This is a genomic window from Paenibacillus sp. 1_12, from assembly GCF_900114475.1.
GTDB lineage: Bacteria > Bacillota > Bacilli > Paenibacillales > NBRC-103111 > Paenibacillus_S.
Genome location: NZ_FOTE01000002.1, coordinates 160,039 through 177,762, shown reverse-complemented (window position 1 = coordinate 177,762; position 17,724 = coordinate 160,039). Strand labels below are relative to the sequence as shown.

At 43.6% G+C, this 17,724-nt stretch carries 19 protein-coding genes and 1 other annotated feature; of the genes, 16 read left to right on the top strand and 3 right to left on the bottom strand.

All coding sequences use genetic code 11. From position 1 onward, the window contains the following. Positions 1–58 precede the first annotated feature (58 nt). Complete coding sequence (serA, locus tag BM210_RS04845) at positions 59–1,645, bottom strand: phosphoglycerate dehydrogenase (protein WP_091165094.1); 1,587 nt, start codon at positions 1,643–1,645, stop codon at positions 59–61. A gap of 66 nt (positions 1,646–1,711) precedes the next feature. Beyond that, positions 1,712–1,971: a binding site (T-box leader), on the bottom strand. A 105-nt stretch (positions 1,972–2,076) separates the two neighbouring features. Next, positions 2,077–2,994, bottom strand: a complete 918-nt coding sequence (locus BM210_RS04840) for a hypothetical protein (protein WP_091165092.1) — start codon at positions 2,992–2,994, stop codon at positions 2,077–2,079. A gap of 66 nt (positions 2,995–3,060) precedes the next feature. On the opposite strand from BM210_RS04840, the gene BM210_RS04835 reads away from it, so the two are divergent. Both BM210_RS04835 and BM210_RS04830 read left to right on the top strand, forming a co-directional pair. Continuing rightward, positions 3,061–3,654, top strand: a complete 594-nt coding sequence (locus BM210_RS04835) for a CPBP family intramembrane glutamic endopeptidase (protein ID WP_091165090.1) — start codon at positions 3,061–3,063, stop codon at positions 3,652–3,654. After that, positions 3,654–3,872, top strand: a complete 219-nt coding sequence (locus BM210_RS04830) for a hypothetical protein (RefSeq protein ID WP_091165088.1) — start codon at positions 3,654–3,656, stop codon at positions 3,870–3,872. The genes BM210_RS04835 and BM210_RS04830 overlap by 1 nt, the downstream gene beginning before the upstream one ends. 52 nt (positions 3,873–3,924) lie before the next feature. Here the strand turns inward: BM210_RS04830 and BM210_RS04825 are convergent, their stop codons facing one another. Further along, the gene (locus tag BM210_RS04825; RefSeq protein WP_371263421.1) at positions 3,925–4,851 is read right to left on the bottom strand and encodes a polysaccharide deacetylase family protein; all 927 of its coding nucleotides are present in this window, start codon (positions 4,849–4,851) and stop codon (positions 3,925–3,927) included. Between the two features lie 115 nt (positions 4,852–4,966). On the opposite strand from BM210_RS04825, the gene BM210_RS04820 reads away from it, so the two are divergent. The 14 genes from BM210_RS04820 (at position 4,967) to plsY (ending at position 17,715) form a co-directional block, all read left to right on the top strand. Beyond that, positions 4,967–5,272: a hypothetical protein gene (locus BM210_RS04820; RefSeq protein ID WP_091165085.1), complete on the top strand. Its 306-nt coding sequence runs from the start codon at positions 4,967–4,969 to the stop codon at positions 5,270–5,272. Positions 5,273–5,473: 201 nt separating this feature from the next. Continuing rightward, positions 5,474–6,076, top strand: coding sequence for a genetic competence negative regulator (locus BM210_RS04815; protein ID WP_076227663.1), 603 nt, complete (start codon positions 5,474–5,476; stop codon positions 6,074–6,076). Positions 6,077–6,551: 475 nt separating this feature from the next. Beyond that, the gene (locus BM210_RS04805) at positions 6,552–7,796 is read left to right on the top strand and encodes a Glu/Leu/Phe/Val family dehydrogenase (RefSeq protein ID WP_091165081.1); all 1,245 of its coding nucleotides are present in this window, start codon (positions 6,552–6,554) and stop codon (positions 7,794–7,796) included. Positions 7,797–7,838: 42 nt separating this feature from the next. Then, positions 7,839–8,531, top strand: a complete 693-nt coding sequence (gene prsW / locus BM210_RS04800) for a glutamic-type intramembrane protease PrsW (protein WP_091165079.1) — start codon at positions 7,839–7,841, stop codon at positions 8,529–8,531. Positions 8,532–8,578: 47 nt separating this feature from the next. Beyond that, on the top strand, positions 8,579–8,740 hold the full coding sequence (locus tag BM210_RS34645) for a hypothetical protein (RefSeq protein WP_177237632.1): 162 nt from the start codon (positions 8,579–8,581) through the stop codon (positions 8,738–8,740). Positions 8,741–8,837: 97 nt separating this feature from the next. After that, the gene (gene ypeB, locus BM210_RS04795) at positions 8,838–10,193 is read left to right on the top strand and encodes a germination protein YpeB (RefSeq protein ID WP_091165076.1); all 1,356 of its coding nucleotides are present in this window, start codon (positions 8,838–8,840) and stop codon (positions 10,191–10,193) included. 135 nt (positions 10,194–10,328) lie between these two features. Beyond that, positions 10,329–10,982: a flagellar brake protein gene (locus BM210_RS04790; protein ID WP_177237631.1), complete on the top strand. Its 654-nt coding sequence runs from the start codon at positions 10,329–10,331 to the stop codon at positions 10,980–10,982. Positions 10,983–11,183: 201 nt separating this feature from the next. Further along, positions 11,184–11,861 carry a (d)CMP kinase gene (cmk, locus tag BM210_RS04785; protein ID WP_091165074.1) on the top strand — a complete coding sequence of 226 codons (678 nt, stop codon included), beginning with the start codon at positions 11,184–11,186 and terminating at the stop codon, positions 11,859–11,861. Position 11,862: 1 nt separating this feature from the next. Beyond that, positions 11,863–12,447, top strand: a complete 585-nt coding sequence (locus BM210_RS04780) for a lysophospholipid acyltransferase family protein (RefSeq protein WP_091165072.1) — start codon at positions 11,863–11,865, stop codon at positions 12,445–12,447. A gap of 124 nt (positions 12,448–12,571) precedes the next feature. Then, complete coding sequence (gene rpsA, locus BM210_RS04775; protein WP_091165070.1) at positions 12,572–13,840, top strand: 30S ribosomal protein S1; 1,269 nt, start codon at positions 12,572–12,574, stop codon at positions 13,838–13,840. Positions 13,841–13,862: 22 nt separating this feature from the next. After that, positions 13,863–14,981 carry a type 2 isopentenyl-diphosphate Delta-isomerase gene (gene fni / locus BM210_RS04770; RefSeq protein ID WP_091165068.1) on the top strand — a complete coding sequence of 373 codons (1,119 nt, stop codon included), beginning with the start codon at positions 13,863–13,865 and terminating at the stop codon, positions 14,979–14,981. Positions 14,982–15,000: 19 nt separating this feature from the next. Further along, the gene (locus BM210_RS04765; RefSeq protein ID WP_091165066.1) at positions 15,001–15,648 is read left to right on the top strand and encodes a hypothetical protein; all 648 of its coding nucleotides are present in this window, start codon (positions 15,001–15,003) and stop codon (positions 15,646–15,648) included. Positions 15,649–15,786: 138 nt separating this feature from the next. After that, positions 15,787–17,109, top strand: a complete 1,323-nt coding sequence (gene der, locus BM210_RS04760; protein WP_091165064.1) for a ribosome biogenesis GTPase Der — start codon at positions 15,787–15,789, stop codon at positions 17,107–17,109. A gap of 9 nt (positions 17,110–17,118) precedes the next feature. Beyond that, positions 17,119–17,715: a glycerol-3-phosphate 1-O-acyltransferase PlsY gene (plsY, locus tag BM210_RS04755; RefSeq protein ID WP_177237630.1), complete on the top strand. Its 597-nt coding sequence runs from the start codon at positions 17,119–17,121 to the stop codon at positions 17,713–17,715. Positions 17,716–17,724 lie beyond the last annotated feature (9 nt).

Below are 17,724 nucleotides of genomic sequence, written 5' to 3'. Positions count from 1 at the left end.
TTTATGTTGAACGAACAAGGTTTTTCTTGTTGTTCGTGAAACAGTCGAACAAGTAATCTTAATCCAGTGTAAGCTCATTCACATGTGTAATCTCTGGCAGTTGGATGAGCTGCTGCAGAACTTCTTTAGGCGTCTTTTTATCCGTTGAGAGGACCATAATAGCAGAGCCGCCAATGACTTTACGACCCACCTGCATCGTAGCGATGTTGACGTCATTATTACCAAGCAAAGTTCCTACTTTACCGATAATACCGGGTTTATCGTTATGAGAAATGAGCAGCAAATTACCGTTTGGTGCAATATCAACCGGGTATTGAGAAATTTGCACTATGCGCTCGCCGTAACCAGCAAGGAGCGTTCCGGCAACGATGCGTACATCATTTTTGCTTTTCAACGTAACGGATACCAAGTTGGTGAAGGTTTGTGTAGCTGCTGATTTTTGGATCACAATATTAACGTCGCGAGTTTTGGCAAGGTGCATCGCATTCACGATATTGACACCTTCCAATTGGTTAGACAGAATGCCGCGTACGATATAGCGAGTTAATGGCGCAGTATCTACGTCAGCCAAATCTCCAGAGTAGTTAACTACGATTTCTTTGATCGCACCTTCGGTAGTTTGACCGATAAATCTGCCAAGCTTGTCACCAAGGTTGAAATAAGGCTGAAGCTTGCTTAGAACCGCTGGTGGAACCGGAGACATGTTTACCGCATTTTTGAAAGGCTCGTCACGTAAAATATGGAGCACTTCCTCGGAAACGTCAATAGCAACATTTTCTTGTGCTTCAACTGTAGATGCGCCCAAATGCGGGGTCACGATAATTTTTGGATTGTTCAAAAACGGATGATCTGCTTGAGGCGGCTCTTGCTCATATACGTCAAATGCAGCTCCAGCAACGATACCTGCATCAATAGCTTCGACTAAAGCAGCTTCATCGATAATACCGCCGCGTGCACAGTTAATGATGCGAACGCCTTTTCTCATTAGCTCGAATTGCGGGCGGGCAATGATATGGCGCGTTTCAGGAGTCAATGGTGTATGTACCGTAATAAAATCAGCCTGAGCGGCAATCTCATTAACGGTTCCCAGCTTAACGCCCATTTGCTCAGCACGCTCTTCTGTCAGGAAAGGGTCATAACCAATCACGTTCATACCAAAAACCTTAGCGCGTTTGGCTACTTCACTACCGATACGGCCCATACCCAGAATACCAAGCGTTTTATTGCGCAGTTCAACACCAACAAAAGTTTTGCGATCCCATTCACCGCTAACGGTTTTTTTGTATGCTTGTGGAATGGAACGTGCTACCGACATCATCATAGCGAATGTTAATTCACAAGTTGCAATCGTATTTCCATCAGGAGCATTGATTACGACAATACCACGGCTGGTTGCCGCTTGAAGATCAATGTTATCTACACCCACGCCTGCGCGTCCTACAACCTTCAGCTTAGGTGCTGCGGCCATAATGTTGTCGGTAACCTTGGTTTGGCTTCTTACCATCAGTGCGTCATAATCAGCAATGATCTCGATTAGTTCACTTTCCGATAAGCCGATTTTTTTGTCGACTGTCACATCTGCTGCATCATTGAGCAGTTGAATCCCCAGATCACTGATTCCATCCATTACTAATACTTTGTACATGTACGCCAACCTCCACTTTTTTCTAGACAAACTAAAAAACTCTCCATCCTCGTACGTTAAACGTATACAAGGGACGAAGAGTTACTTTCGTGGTACCACCCTAATTCACTGTCTGATTGCACAAACAGCCTCATGAGCCGCAAGGACTCAGAAATGTAACGGTTTCTAACCGGCTGCACCTACAGGCGTCGGAATCACGAGATTCAGGCGGCATTCAGAACAGCAACTCTGGAGTGCTCTCTTGTAAACCCTAATGTCCGATTTGCACCTGTTCATCGGCTCTCTGCGCATCATGGGTGTTACAGGTTCTCCGTCAACGTTTTGTAACAAATTGAATTTTCATAAGCGTAACATGACCCCAAAGGCGATGTCAATAGGAGTAATAGCGATGTCACAGCTTGTTCAAAAGCTCGTTAATCCGTGCCCTTTTTTTAATTTTGAGTAAAAAAGAAAGGCAGCTGTGGTAAGGTTTCATTCGGATATAAACGGTTTTTATTACGGATAAAATCGCCAGAACGAACCGCATCGGTAGCGTTCAATAGATCAATGACCTGATGAACATCCGTCAGGTTTAATTTCTTTGCTTGTCCGGAGCTTACCATTTCATCAATTCGGCTTGAAAGATCCTGAGGTGTATATAGTTTGAACAACTTGCCATTCAATAATGCATTGGATATGTATTCATTTTTCATGCTTAGACTAAGTGGGGTCCAGTCCTTCAGAGACAAAGGATTCCCAACATCGACCTGCTTTAGCTGCGGATTATCTGCCAAATTCCATTTGATGATAGAATCGTAATAATTTTTTTGCGCGGCTAGAGAGAATTTTTTCGCTTCATTCAAATAAGCATCGTTATTCATGGAAGCAACAAGATCATAACTAGGTGTACTGTTGGCCTTTCCTTGGATGTTCCCGACGGCTTCACTAAACAGCTTCAAACTTTTTAAGTAATTTTGCAAGCCTTCTTGTAGTAATGGCGAAGAATCTGGCATTGACTTGTTGCTGAGCTCGTTATACTTTTCTTTGGCGAGAGCACCCAAATCTTTGAGTGTTGCTGAAGCGTCTGAGGTGCGGTTGGTCTCAAGCTCATTCATTTTTTCAAACCATTTCTTGTGAAATTCCCTGTAAGGCTGATAAATGGTATGATAGTAGGACACCAGATACTGTTGATGATAAGCGGAATACCCATTCTGGACTTCTGATTTTTTGAAAAGAAGCTCCTCATACTTGGCTGTGGCACGATCTTGTCCCATTCGAAGACCAAAGAAAAAAGTTCCTAAAGCTAAAACAAGCATAAAAATAAAAGTTAATGCAAACAAGTAATCATAACGTGACAATCGTTTGTTCATAGCCAAGGCACCTCGTTTATTTTCTAATGATAGTATAGGTGATATTGTCGAAAAAGGGAATAATAGATGAAAAAATTTAATTTTAGGCAATTTAAGTTTCAAAAGCTTGATATTACGACAATTGACGAGCGCACAGTCATTCTAAACGTGTATATCACACAGTTTCTCGTATTTGCAGCGGGTTGTATTATCATGCTTTTTCAGAAACCTTTTTTTCAGCAAATGTTTTCAGTAAATCAGGGAATGCTCTTGCTTATATGGGGGGCAGCATTTGCGATTGTTGTTCTGATCGTTGATTTGCTGATCTCGAATTGGGTTCCTCCTGAGGTTACGGATGACGGGGGCATCAATGAGCTGATTTTTAAAAACCGTCCATTGTGGCACATTATTGTGCTTTCGTTTGTTGTGGCTTTTTGTGAAGAATGGTTATTCAGGGGTGCGATTCAAGCTTCATGGGGACCTTACTGGACCAGTATTTTATTCGCCGCGATTCATATCCGATACCTGCAGCACTGGCTGATGACGGGTCTGGTATTCGGAATCAGTTATGGTCTTGGATGGATTTACATACAAACGGGATCGTTATGGACGCCGATTATTGCGCATTTTATGATTGATTTGATTATGGGTTGTATCATTCGTTATAGGAGAGAGAAATAATGAGTTCCAGCATAAATTCTAATCATCAAGCCCATGAGGATACAGCACCTCTAATCACAGATGAAGATGATACGTTCCTGCCCCCCCGTAAAGTAGTTCATCCTGGAGAAAGCGATAAATGGCTGCGTATATTTTACCTGTCTCTGTTGTGGGTGTTTATTTTGTTAGTAGCTGGGCTATTAATTTGGGGCTGGCAGCGTGTAAAGGGAGAAGCTTAACAAAAGGTGAACCGGTCAGTGTTGATGCTGAGGGTTCACCTTTTTGCTTAGCTTAAAGGGATGTATCGATAGTTGCGGGGTCAACGAATCCGTAATTTTTTTGTTCCAATTGTGTCAATAGTTTATCCATGGCTTCGACGGTCCATTGCAGCTCATGCATCAGAATATTGCTGCCGGGCCGCAGCTGCTCCAAGACGTTGCTCACAACTTTGTCGGGATTATTATTCTTGGTAGTCATCTCCCAGTCCAGTGAGCCGTTAGACCACGTCATGAACAGCATATTATCCTGTTTCACCTTTTCCCTGACTAAATCTCCACCTGAACCGAATGGGGGACGGAAAAATTGGGGTGCTTTGCCGGTAAGCTCTGTGATCTGCTTGGTTACATCACCGATTTGCTGATCGATTTTTTCCTTGTTTTCCTTTTTCAAATCGATATGATCCCACGAATGATTGCCAATCATATGACCATGGTCCGTAATGAGCTTGATTAACTCAGGCTTTTGCTTGACACGGTATCCATTCACGAAAAATATCGCTTTGGCGTGATGCTTGTCCAACGTATTCAGAAGTGGCTCCAGCATCTCTTTGTCCTTAGGGCCATCATCGAAGGTTAAAAGCACCACATTTTTATTCGTGATTGTTGTATCAATGGGTACAATATCGTAGGATTTTGGATTTAATTTATACAGCTTGGCTTCGGATTGAGCTGCTTTTGGCGCTTCCGCTGGTGTTGAAGGTGTCTGAGTTGCTGGTGCCGTACTTCCAGGGGCTGCTTCTATAGGTTTAACAGGCTGTGCTGGCGCCACAGGTGTTGAAGGTGTGCCACTTTTATCAGCTGGGTGGGCAGTTGTGGGTGCTGGGCTGACGCTGTTTATAGGCGGATTAACGGATGCAGCAGGCTGTGTATTGGATTGACAAGCTGTGGCTGAAGTCAGTAGTGCTGCTGCGGTTAGACCCATAAGCGTTTTTTTCATCATGGTAGTCGTACTCCTGTTCTTTGTTAAGTTTGGATGTTTCCTGATTTTATCATGCATGGAACCGAAGTACATAGTGAAAAATAAGCTTCGAACCTAAATAGATGGAGGGATGACTATGAAAGTAGGAGCTTTTTTACTCGGCGGACTTGTAGGTGCAGCGGCAGTTGTTTATTTAAGCGGCAAGAGCAAATCGATGCTGATGTCCTCCTTTAGCAGCAATAGAGAATCGGTTGGCAATAACATCAATAAAAATGGAAACAACAACCAATCTGCTAGTCATAATGCGAATAAACCTGGCAGCTCGGACAGGACGGGATTGGGCCGCGTGGAAGAAATTATTAATAAAGAGCCTGCTCTGAAGGCAACTGTGGACGAAATTTTGCGTGATAGCCAGCATAAAGAGCAGTACCAAACCCAGTAAAGACAGGGGTTTAGCAAGCTATTGAGAGGCATGTACAGGTATTTTCCTGTTCATGCCTTTCTTTTTTTATTGCCACAATAGATTTATTGTTATGTTGTGATATAATACTCATATAATTGAATACAAGCTTGAAGCTTATTCACCTTTTTAAGCTTACTTCATAAGCTGTTATTAATAGTGGCGGCAAGGGAGGAATCCTGTATGAAAATGGAGCGTTTGAGTCAGGACAAGATACGGATTTTTCTCACTTTCGACGACTTGACGGAGCGTGGTATTCAAAAGGACGACATGTGGAGAGAAATTCCCAGAGTTCATGAGCTATTCAGTGACATGATGGATCAAGCATATGCTGAGTTAGGCTTTGACCCTACAGGGCCATTAGCTGTTGAAGTGCTTGCCCTTCCTGCACAAGGGATGGTCGTTATTGTCACACGCGGCAAAATGGAGTTTCATCATACTTCGGAATCATTTGATGAAGAAGTGGAAGAAATGTATGAGCTGGAAGTGACTCTTGAACAAACGGATCAGATCTCCTATGTGTTTCACGATTTTGAAGATTTACTGCGTATGGCGAAGGTTATTCAACCATTGCTCACTGATGGAGGCATTTTATTTTCTTATAAAGAGAAATGGTATTTGCAGCTTGATGCTGTCGATATGGAAGAGAGTGGATATCAATCCATCATCGCTGTTCTGTCCGAATACGGAGACGCTGCTTCGGTAACCAGATCTGTTCTTGAGGTTTATGGCAAAACGGTGATAGCAGCCGATGCCATCAATGTGCTCTGCACGCATTTCAAATAGTGTCAAAAGCTTAGTCTGTAAGACGCATTCCCAAAAACAGTAATGTTTTTGTGAGTGCTTTTTTTGTTGTTTGGGGATGGCCAATCATTGGATTCGTTCCTTCCCGCAATTTTTGGAATAAAGGCTATATTTGGAGGATACAAAGGACGCCATTTTGTGTAATGGCGTATTTGTTGTGTTAAGTCACACAAACGAGCGGTAACGATTCGCAATGTGAATGACGTTTTTGTTCGGGAGCAAAATTTTCAATCAAACGATGGAAGATAACATGATGGTACCTGTTGCGCCGGACTCGAATAATATCACGGATTATACCGAAGAATATAGGAAACGCTGCCGCGGACATGTTTCAGATACTCCTAGAGGCATTACGAAGCTGAATGCAGCCTTGTTTGGCGGTTATGCAAATTTCGCTTGTGTGTCAGCATCAAAAAGCATTTTTTTAACAATAAAATGACTTTGGAGAAGGTGCTTCATGACTGAGAACTTAAATGTGCTTCAATCTACACAGTTTGTCGTTGAAAAAGCACTTACTCTGCTTGGTTATCCGCAGGTTATGATCGAATTGCTGAAGGAGCCGTTAAGAATGATGACGGTGCGTATCCCGATCCGGATGGATGATGATTCGGTGCGGATTTTTACAGGCTATCGCGCCCAGCACAATGATGCTGTTGGACCAACCAAAGGTGGCGTGCGGTTTCATCCGGATGTTAATGAGGACGAGGTAAAAGCATTGTCAATCTGGATGAGTCTAAAATGTGGAATCGTTGATCTTCCTTTCGGGGGTGGTAAGGGTGGAATCATCTGTGACCCGAGAACGATGTCTTTTCGCGAGCTGGAGAGGCTAAGCAGAGGTTATGTCCGTGCGATCAGTCAAATTGTAGGACCGACCAAGGATATTCCTGCTCCTGATGTGATGACAAACTCGCAAATTATGGCTTGGATGATGGATGAATACAGCCGTATTCGTGAGTTTGATGCGCCTAATTTTATTACAGGCAAGCCGGTTGTGCTAGGGGGTTCTCAGGGGAGAGAAACGGCTACTGCCAAAGGTGTTGCCATCATGATTAATCTGGCTTTATTAAAAAGGAAGCTGCCGCTGTTGGATACTCGGGTGATTATCCAGGGCTTTGGTAATGCAGGCAGCTATTTAGCCAAATTTATGCATGATGCTGGGGCGAGAGTCGTGGGCATCTCCGATTTTTATGGTGCACTCTACGATGAGAAGGGACTGGATATCAACTCTTTATTGGATCGCCGGGATTCCTTCGGAACGGTAACGAAGCTGTTTACAAATACAATTACTAATAAGGAGCTGCTTGAGCGGCCTTGTGATATTCTGGTACCTGCAGCTATTGAGAATCAGATTACTTCTGACAATGCTGAGCGAATTCAGGCTTCTATTATTGTTGAGGCAGCCAATGGGCCGACGACTCTCGCGGCAACGAAAATATTGACTGAGCGGGATGTACTTATTGTTCCTGATGTGCTGGCAAATGCAGGCGGGGTTGTAGTTTCTTATTTTGAATGGGTGCAAAACAATCAAGGCTATTATTGGACGGAAGCGGAAGTGCATGCCAAATTGCAAGTAGTGATGGAAAAAAGCTTTGAAAATGTCTATACTATTCACAAAGAGAAAAATATCGATATGCGTTTGGCTGCGTACACGGTAGGAGTTCAAAAAATGGCCGAGGCTTCGAAGTTTAGAGGCTGGGTATAAGTATAGATAAGTATTCTACGAAAACTTTAAGGAGGTGACACCTTGAGCATGGTTTCAGTCATCTTGGCAGCAATTGCGCCTGGTGTCGCTCTGCTAGCTTATTTTTATTTAAAGGATCGTTATGATACCGAGCCGATTCATCTGGTTGGCAAGATGTTTCTGTTCGGTATTTTGCTTGTTTTCCCGGTGATGGTGCTGCAGCGTGCTTTTGTACATGGCTTTGGCGATGATCCGCTTGTGTTTTCTTTTTTGATTTCAGCGGGAATCGAGGAATTTCTGAAATGGTTTTTGGTATACTTCCTCATTTTCAGGCATGCGAGCTTTGATGAGCCTTATGATGGAATCGTATATTCTGTAGCGGTTTCGCTCGGATTTGCAACGCTTGAGAACGTCTTTTATGCACTGCTGAATTCAGCCTCCATCTCAACCCTGCTGATGCGAGCCTTCTTGCCCGTATCTGGTCATGCGATGTTTGGCGTCATGATGGGCTACCACTTGGGTAAAGCTAAGTTTAATCCGGAGCAGCGAACCCGACAGTTGTTCTATGCATGTTTTATGCCTATATTTTGGCATGGGGTCTTTGACTACGTACTGCTTTCCGCTAAGACATACTGGATATGGATCATGCTTCCATTAATGGTTTTCTTGTGGGGACGCAGCCTATGGAATGTCAAAAGAGCCAACGCCAAATCACCCCTGCGCGTGCTTAGGCGGGAGGAACGGGTTGAAATGTAAACAGCTTGTCCATACTTATAACACAAAAGACAAGCGGGAGGGAAGGTATGATTACTAAAGACAGGATCAAGGTGTTAATTCGCTGCAACCTCTGCGGTGAGAAGTTTGTATTGAAGGGTAAGCAGGATAAAGGGAAGATTGATACAGGCTTCAAGCAATGTGTGTGCAGCAACGAAAAAGATTTTTTCATAGAAACTCGATGTTTTTAAAGGAGCCTTGATTGGCTTTTTTTTTATGTATGAATAAGACCGCTTCCTTCGACAAAAGCTAAAACCAATATTGGGTGATGAAGGGGGATATGCAACCATGTACAGCCGTTTGAGCATTGTTATGTTTCCGATTTTGCTAGTTGTTTTGATTGGTGCTGGAATGTGGGGATATCTGGAGCACCAGGAAAAAAACGCGATTTTGATCAAGGCCGAAAATCAGTATCAGAGGGCGTTTCACGACCTGTCGTTTCATGTGGATAGTCTGCATTCCGAGCTTGGCAACACGTTGGCATTGAATACGGCTTCGCAGGATTCCTACAAAAAAGGTCTGATCAATGTATGGCGAATAACCAGTCAAGCGCAAAGTGAGATCAATCAACTCCCTTTGACCTTGCTTCCCTTTAATAAAACAGGAGAGTTTTTGGCCAATATGGCTAACTTCTCCTATCGTGCGGCCATACGCGATCTTGCCAAGCAGCCGCTCAATGAACAGGAAATGCAGACCTTAAGTGCTCTTTACCAGCATTCAAGTGAGATATCCACGGATCTTCGTGATATGCAGAGCAAGGTTCTGACCAACAATTTGCGATGGATGGATGTTGAAACGGCTCTCGCTACACAGAAGGAACCTTTGGATAACGCGATTATTGATGGCTTTCAGACCGTGGACAAAAAGGTAGCCGATTATACGGATGTCAAGTGGAGTCCTTCGGTCATGAGCACGTTTCAAGCCTATGATGCTAAAATGCTGACAGGCAAGGACGTTTCTGCAGAAGATGTGCGTCAGAAGGCAGCGCAATTTTTAAACAGGGACCCGTCCACGATTCAGGTTGTTGAGAATGGAGTAGGAACCGAGTTCGAATCGTTCAGCGTCACAGCACCCAAAGACAATAATCCAGAGGGTACACAAATGGATTACAGTCATAAGGGAGGCGAGCTTCTGTGGTATTCAGCTGTTAGGGATGTACAGGATAAGAAGCTGGATATACGAGGCGCTAGAGATGCGGCAGCTGAATTTCTCGATATCCATGGTTATCCGGATATGACGGCCGTTTCTTATGATGAATATAATAATGTGGCTAATATAACATTCGCCAGTCGTATGAATGATGTTATCAACTATATCGATAAAGTTGCTGTTAAGATCGCTCTGGATAATGGTGATGTGACAGGTCTTCAGGCCACTGATTATGTATACAATCACAAAGAGCGGCAGTTGAAAGCACCCAAGCTTACCGTTGAGGAAGCGCGTAAGGTACTGAATGCTCAAATGCAGGTGGATCAACAATCGCTTGCCTTGATTCGCAATGATTTACAGGAGGAAGTGCTGTGTCACCAGTTCACTGGACGAATCAACGGTAGCGTCTATCGCATTTATATTAACGCAGAGACAGGCTCAGAGGAGAAAATAGAACATTTACGCAAGGAAGAGCAAACGGCAAGCCAAATATAAAAATAAAATAATAAAGGAGAGTCTTCGACAAGACTCTTCTTTTTTTGCTTCCCATCTGTTATTAGCATGCTATAATAAGGGGTAGACTCCAGAATCGAAATTCTGGTTTTGATCAAATTACGGGGGGTGCAAAAATTGCTTCCAAAGGTGAACCAAATTTTACATATACAAGTCAATTCCATTGATGAGGATGAAGCAAAACAGGAGTTTAAATCCCGAATTGCTGATCAGGATGACAATTGTATTTTTATGGAAATTCCGATAAATGAGAAAACTGGACGTCTGAAGAAGCTCTATATCGGTGACGAATTGTCCGCTTATTTTATTTTAGATGGCGGCATGAAAAATTATTTTACAACATCCGTTCAAGGGTTCACCGATGATGTGATTCGTCTGGTGAAGATAAGTAAGCCGGCTCCCGAAACGATAACAAAGATTCAGCGTCGCAGTTTTCTTCGTGTACCGGCAGAGCTTGAAATGGCAGTGAAATACTCGGATCAATTGCAGTTTATTGCGGTGACTGATGATGTGGGCGGGGGTGGTATCTCGTTTTTGTGTGATAGCTACATTCCACTTGCTGCAAATCAAATGGTGAGCTGTTGGCTTCTGGCAAATTACAAGAATGGACAGATTGAGCATATTCCGTTCAAAGGTGAATTGGTTAGGATCAAAATGCTCGAATCCGGCAGACAGCAGGTCATGATGCGTTTTGCCGAAATTACCGACAGAGACCGTCAAAAGATCATCAAATACTGCTTTGAAAGACAGCTGGAAATTCGTAAAATATAACCATTTCATTTTTAATAACCAAGGGATGATCCGCGTCCTGCATACGATTCAACGATTGTAAAATCACTGAAAGGGTCACCTTTCAGTCGATAAGTATGAGACAGCTTTGCAATCCCACTTTCACCTATGGTATAATTTTCATTGGTTACAAGCGGGGTCTGTTGTCACATGCATGACTTTTATTTCTGGGAGGCCCTTGTTTTGGAGAAATTTAACATTGCAATTGATGGTCCGGCGGGAGCAGGAAAGAGCACAATTGCCCGACTCGTCGCCAATACATTAGGATTTATTTATGTGGATACGGGGGCTATGTACCGCGCGGTCACCTGGAGTATACTGCAAGCCGGCCTTAGACCAGAGCAGGAATCGGAAGTTATTGCTATGACCCGTGGACTTACTATTCGTCTTGAACCTGGCCTTAATGGTCAACAGGTTATCGTCAATGGCAGAGATGTAACTTTGGATATCCGTACCGTGCAAGTGACAAGCAATGTCTCGCAAATTGCCAGTATTGCAGAAGTGCGTCACATTCTGACAGATAAACAAAAGCTTCTTGCAGTTGACAAAGGCGTTGTTATGGATGGCAGAGATATTGGTACTCATGTGCTTCCTGATGCAGAGCTAAAGTTCTATCTCACAGCTAGTGTTAGAGTAAGAGCTGAGAGAAGGTACAATGAAACCAAAGATCGTCCTGAAGTAACATTAGAACAGCTGGAGCAGGAAATTGCAGCCCGTGATCAAATGGATGCACAAAGAACTCATGCACCTTTAATCCAGGCGGCTGATGCTGTATTGCTGGACACGACAGACTTAACCATACCTCATGTTGTAGAGCGAATTTTGGAGTTGTGCAGAACCAAAGTCGGCGGAGGGAAGTAATATGCTTTATTCGACCTTACGTGCTCTATTTCACTTTATATTCCGTTTGATTTTCCGTTTGAAAGTAATTGGAATCGAGAATATTCCTGAGGACAAACCCGTTATCCTTTGCGCAAATCATACAAGCAATATGGACCCGCCATTGTTGGGGAGTCCGCTTGTTAGCAGGCGTGTACATTACATGGCCAAAGCTGAGCTCTTCGATTTGCCAGTACTGGGCTGGGTACTTCCAAGAATCAGTGCGTTTCCTGTAAAACGTGGTGGTGTGAGCAAAGAATCGATCCGCTTATCACTTCAGCTTTTACAAGACAACCAGATCCTAGGGATTTTTCCGGAAGGATCTCGCAGTAATGCGGGCGGAATAGGGAAGAAGGGTGCGGCAAGTTTGGCACTAAAGTCCGGAGCTGTTGTGATTCCATCTGCAATAGTGGGGGGCTACAAGCCTTTTCGCAAAATGACGCTTGTGTATGGAAAACCTCTCGATATCAGTGAGTTTGCTGATAGCGGTAGTTCTGGCGCGGAAGAGGCAACAAACCGTATCATGGAAGCAATTCGTGAGCTGGTTAAGAAATACGAATCAAAATGATAATTAGTGGAATACTTAGAAAAACAATTAACCGCGTAATTTTTGCGTTGGTAAATTATATTAGAAAGCAGCAATTGTAACTAATTTATTTGGTTGAGGTTGCTAACATAGGAGGAATTGAACCATGTCCGAAGAAACTAAAGCAGAAATTCAAGTAGAACAATCCACGCAAGAGCAAGAAATTTCCCAAGAGGAATCGATGGGGAACGTCTCTATCCTCAAAAAAGGCGATACTGTTAAAGGTAAAGTTATTAAAATTGAGGATGACCAAGCTTTCGTAGATGTAGGTTACAAGTATGACGGAGTTGTTCATATCAAGGAGCTTTCTTCTGTGCAACTAGGAAACGCGAGTGAAGGCGTTGAAGTGGGTCAGGAAGTTGAATTGAAGGTTTTGACTATTGATGATAACAAAGAAAAGCTTGTTCTTTCCAAACGTGTAGTTGACAGTGAAAAAGCATGGGACCAGCTTCAAGCTGATCTTGATAACAAAACTATCTTGGAAGCAAAAGTTGCCGAAGTAGTAAAAGGCGGACTTGTTGTTGACGTAGGCTTGAGAGGTTTTGTTCCAGCTTCAATGGTTGAACGTAATTTCGTTGAAGACTTCAGCGATTATAAAGGACGCACTTTGAAGCTGCGTGTTAAAGAAATCGATCGTGAGAAAAACAAAGTTATCCTTTCTCAAAAAGACGTTCTGGATGAAGAGTTTGAAGTGAAGAAGAAAGAAATTATCGGTCAACTATCGATCGGTCAAGAATTGACAGGAACTGTACAACGTTTAACGCAATTTGGCGCGTTTGTTGATATCGGTGGTATTGATGGTTTGGTTCATATTTCCGAAATGGCATGGCACCATGTTGAGACACCTTCAGAGGTTGTTAAAGAAGGCGATCAGGTTAAGGTTCAAATTCTGAAGCTGGACCCAGCTAATGAGCGGATCAGCCTAAGCATTAAAGCGACTCAACCGGGACCATGGCAACAAGGAACCAGCAGCTTTAACGTTGGAGATATCATCACAGGTACAGTTAAGCGTTTGGCTCAATTCGGTGCATTCGTTGAAGTGGCTCCAGGTGTTGAAGGTTTGGTACATATTTCCCAAATCGCTCATCGTCACGTGGCAACTCCATCTGAAGTATTGAAGGAAGGTCAAGAAGTTCAAGTGAAAATCTTGGATCTGAACTTGGATGAGAAACGTATCAGCTTGAGCATCAAGGAAACCGAAGAAGCACCTGCTTCCGCGACTCCTGCTGCAAGAAATGATAAAGGTGGAGACAGAGGCGACAGACCTTCGAGAGCTCCAAGAGAAAAAACAGTAATTGCTGAAGAATACCAAAACCAAGGTTTAAATACGACTTTGGGTGAGCTTCTTGGTGAAAAATTAAGCAAATTTAAATAATAGATTGAAATGAGGAGTCACGTTGCGAATTCCGAGAAAGCTGGAGCATGTTCATCATGCGCTGCAGCTTGGGCAAAGTGGGGAACAAGGTTTCTCAGACCTCAAGCTGATCCATAACTGTCTCCCGGAAACCTCATTAGGACGAATCTCATTACAAACCCAGATCGGCGAACTCACACTGAGTTCGCCGATTATTGTTAATGCGATGACAGGTGGGGCTCAGGAGACAGAAGAAATTAATCGGGAATTAGCGATTGCTGCTCGGGAATGCGGGTTGGCTATGGCCGTTGGTTCTCAAATGTCGGCAATTAAAAATGCCGAGGTGTCCTCTAGTTATCAAATCGTAAGACAGATGAATCCGAATGGAATCGTTTTCGGAAATCTGGGAAGTGAAGCCACTTTGGAGCAAGCCAAGAGAGCTGTAGAAATGCTTCGTGCAGATGCACTTCAGATCCACCTGAACGTCATGCAGGAGCTGATTATGCCAGAAGGCGACCGTGATTTTACCGGGATGCTGGAGAGAATCTCAACCATTGTAAACTGTTTAAACGTTCCTGTTATTGTGAAGGAAGTCGGATTTGGTATGGCCCGAGAGAGTGCTTCTGCTTTATTAGAGGCAGGTGTAAGCACGATTGATGTCGGCGGTTATGGAGGCACCAATTTCGCAGCCATTGAAAATGCACGGCGAAATGTGCAGATGGACTGGTTGAATGATTGGGGGTGCAAAACCTCGATAGCATTATTAGAAGTCATCGAAGCTGTCAAGATATCGAGAACAAACACCGCGGCTTATAAAAAGCTTTCGATAATTGGGTCCGGAGGCATTCGTGGGAGTCTTGAGGCATGTAAAGCCCTTACATTAGGTGCTTCTGCTGTAGGGATTGCAGGGGCCTTTTTGCAGATACAACGAACCGAGGGGACAGCCGCTTTAATAACGAAGATGGATGATATGCATCAGGAATTAAAGCTGTTAATGACGGCTTTGGGCACTCATACAATTGAAGATTTATGGAATGTTCCCGTTATCATTTGTGGTGAGACCGCTGAGTGGTGCGCAGCAAGAGAAATTGATATCAACAGCTATGCGAGACGAACAGGATTGATAAATATACCTGTATTGAACCATACTAAGATTAAGTAAAACTCTTAGGTGGGTGCCAATGAATCCAGGATATCTATCGTGGTTGCTTATGATCATAACGATGATTTTGTTTGCTAGCGGCTGGAAGGATTTATTACTTAAAAGCGTACCTTCCAAAGTGATACTTCTTTTTTTTGTTACATGGATCATTGGGACCTATTTGGTCATCCCACTTCCGTTGGGGACCTTGGCAGTCTGGGTACCTGTTTTGTTGTTATGGGTGATATGTATATTGTGGAGGCTGCCGGGAGCGCTACTAAGTAAGCTTCATATTGTGTCGGTGGGTGCCCTGATGGGATCATTGTCGTTTTTTATGCAGGAGACGGTTCAGTTAATGCCTGCCTCTATATACGGAAATATGGAGCTTGTTATGGCTCTAGCGATCGGAGTTTTGGCTGTTACGACGATTAAGCTCCCGTCTGCTCAGATTGCCGCTGTATCGATCGGTCTGTTATTAGGTGAGGGCTATTTTTTGTACATCAGTAGAAGGCATTTCAGTATGGAACTGGGCTCATTAACCTTGCAGGATCGATGGTGGTTAACCCTTGTAGTGACTAGAAGCTTATCCATTGGGCTGATGTATACGTTGCTAGCGGGTAAGCATGGTATCATCGGTATGAAGAACGTAATAAAGGCAAGTGTCAAAAAAATTAGCAGTAAGGACTAACCATTTATCCGATAATGCGATTTTTTAATATACAAGGATAGCATTTACATTGATTTCGGATAAGTCAGATGCTATGATATAAGTTGTGGAATTTTTCGAGTTGCGAATTTGCTTCACCCAAGAAAGGAATGAAGTTTAGTGGCGAGACCTATAGTAGCCATTGTTGGCCGACCGAATGTCGGGAAATCGACGATTTTTAACCGTATCGTTGGCGACAGGCTTGCAATTGTAGAGGATATGCCCGGAGTAACCCGGGATCGTTTGTATGGAGTCGGAGAATGGCTGGATCACAATTTCAGTGTCATAGATACCGGTGGTATTGAGATTGAAGGGGACAGCGAGCTGTTAAGATCGGTTCGTGCCCAAGCTGAATTAGCTATTGAGGAATCTGATGTAATTATTTTCATGGTGGATGGTAAAGCGGGGATTACAGCGGCAGATTCTGAGGTAGCGGAGCTTCTATTCCGTGCCAAGAAGCCCATTGTGCTGGCCGTTAATAAAATCGATAACATCAAGCGTCAGGATGATATTTACGAGTTTTACAGCTTAGGCTTCGGAACTCCATATGGGATCTCAGGCTCTCACGGTACAGGACTCGGGGATTTATTGGATGCGGTTGTAGCCAGCTTTCCTGAAGACGATGAAGAGGAATATGGGGAAGATGTTATTCGTGTTGCGCTCATAGGTCGACCGAATGTGGGCAAATCCTCTCTTGTTAATGCTATTCTTGGTGAAGATCGAGTTATCGTCAGTGATGTTGCGGGCACAACCCGTGATGCAATTGATACTCCATTTGAACGGGATGGACAGAAATATGTAATTATTGATACGGCAGGGATGCGTAAACGCGGTAAAGTCTATGAAAACACGGAAAAATACAGTGTCATGCGTGCTATGAAGGCCATTGAACGGGCAGATGTAGCACTCGTGTTGATTAACGGTGAAGAAGGAATTATTGAGCAGGATAAGCATGTTGCCGGTTACGCGCATGAAGCGGGTAAAGCAGCTATTTTCGTCGTCAACAAATGGGATATGGTAGAGAAAGACGAGAAGACGATGAAGGAATTTACACAAAAAATTCGTGACCATTTTCTGTTCATGACCTATGCGCCGATTGTGTTCCTTTCTGCTAAAACCAAGTCGCGTTTACATAAGCTGCTTCCAGTCGTAGTTCAAGTAGCTGAACAGCATGCGCTTCGTATTCCAACCCATGTTTTGAACGATGTTATATCTGACGCAGTAGCTATAAACCCGCCGCCGACAGATAAAGGTAGAAGACTAAGAATCAACTACGCTACACAAGTTACGGTCAAACCGCCGACGATTATTGTTTTTGTTAATGATCCGGAAATGATGCATTTCTCTTACGAGCGTTACCTGGAAAATAAAATTCGTGCTGCTTTTGGATTTGTTGGAACACCTATGAGGTTGTTTTCGCGGAAAAAATCAGATGATGAATAGGGGCGGTGCGTGGTGTGGTATGTCATACCCATCCTGATCGGATATTTGCTCGGTTCGGTCAGTTTTAGTTTTTTGGCAGGAAAGCTGCTTAAAGGGATCGATATCCGAAATCATGGCAGCGGTAATGCGGGAGCAACAAACACATTACGGGTCCTTGGTGTAGCGCCTGGAATTACGGTACTGCTATTGGATGCTTTAAAAGGAGTTATTGCCGTCTTGCTCGGAAGCTGGTTGGGTGACGGCAGCTCTTTATTATTGGTATTATGCGGTGTTGCCGCTATTGCAGGACACAATTGGCCGATATTTTTTGGTTTTCGTGGCGGAAAAGGAATTGCTACTACGATCGGTGTGATGATTACACTTGCTTTTGTACCAGTCTTGATTGCCATCGCTGCTACTGTTATCGTTATTGCGATTACTCGATATGTTTCCTTAGGGTCCCTGCTGCTTACTGCACTCTTACCTATTCTTATCTGGACTATGGGTCGCCCTATGGAAATATTCGTCCTTAGCTTAATCTTATTCGTATTCGCTTGGTATCGTCATCGAAGCAACATCGTGAAGCTGCTCAAGGGACAAGAAAATAAGCTGGGCGCAAAAAAATAATCGGAGGTG

Bases quoted from the DNA above. Each gene is read 5' to 3' on its own strand.
- serA (WP_091165094.1), bottom strand. From the start codon at position 1,645: ATGTACAAAGTATTAGTAATGGATGGAATCAGTGATCTGGGGATTCAA.
- BM210_RS04840 (WP_091165092.1), bottom strand. From the start codon at position 2,994: ATGAACAAACGATTGTCACGTTATGATTACTTGTTTGCATTAACTTTT.
- BM210_RS04835 (WP_091165090.1), top strand. From the start codon at position 3,061: ATGAAAAAATTTAATTTTAGGCAATTTAAGTTTCAAAAGCTTGATATT.
- BM210_RS04830 (WP_091165088.1), top strand. From the start codon at position 3,654: ATGAGTTCCAGCATAAATTCTAATCATCAAGCCCATGAGGATACAGCA.
- BM210_RS04825 (WP_371263421.1), bottom strand. From the start codon at position 4,851: ATGATGAAAAAAACGCTTATGGGTCTAACCGCAGCAGCACTACTGACT.
- BM210_RS04820 (WP_091165085.1), top strand. From the start codon at position 4,967: ATGAAAGTAGGAGCTTTTTTACTCGGCGGACTTGTAGGTGCAGCGGCA.
- BM210_RS04815 (WP_076227663.1), top strand. From the start codon at position 5,474: ATGAAAATGGAGCGTTTGAGTCAGGACAAGATACGGATTTTTCTCACT.
- BM210_RS04805 (WP_091165081.1), top strand. From the start codon at position 6,552: ATGACTGAGAACTTAAATGTGCTTCAATCTACACAGTTTGTCGTTGAA.
- BM210_RS34645 (WP_177237632.1), top strand. From the start codon at position 8,579: ATGATTACTAAAGACAGGATCAAGGTGTTAATTCGCTGCAACCTCTGC.
- ypeB (WP_091165076.1), top strand. From the start codon at position 8,838: ATGTACAGCCGTTTGAGCATTGTTATGTTTCCGATTTTGCTAGTTGTT.
- BM210_RS04780 (WP_091165072.1), top strand. From the start codon at position 11,863: ATGCTTTATTCGACCTTACGTGCTCTATTTCACTTTATATTCCGTTTG.
- rpsA (WP_091165070.1), top strand. From the start codon at position 12,572: ATGTCCGAAGAAACTAAAGCAGAAATTCAAGTAGAACAATCCACGCAA.
- BM210_RS04765 (WP_091165066.1), top strand. From the start codon at position 15,001: ATGAATCCAGGATATCTATCGTGGTTGCTTATGATCATAACGATGATT.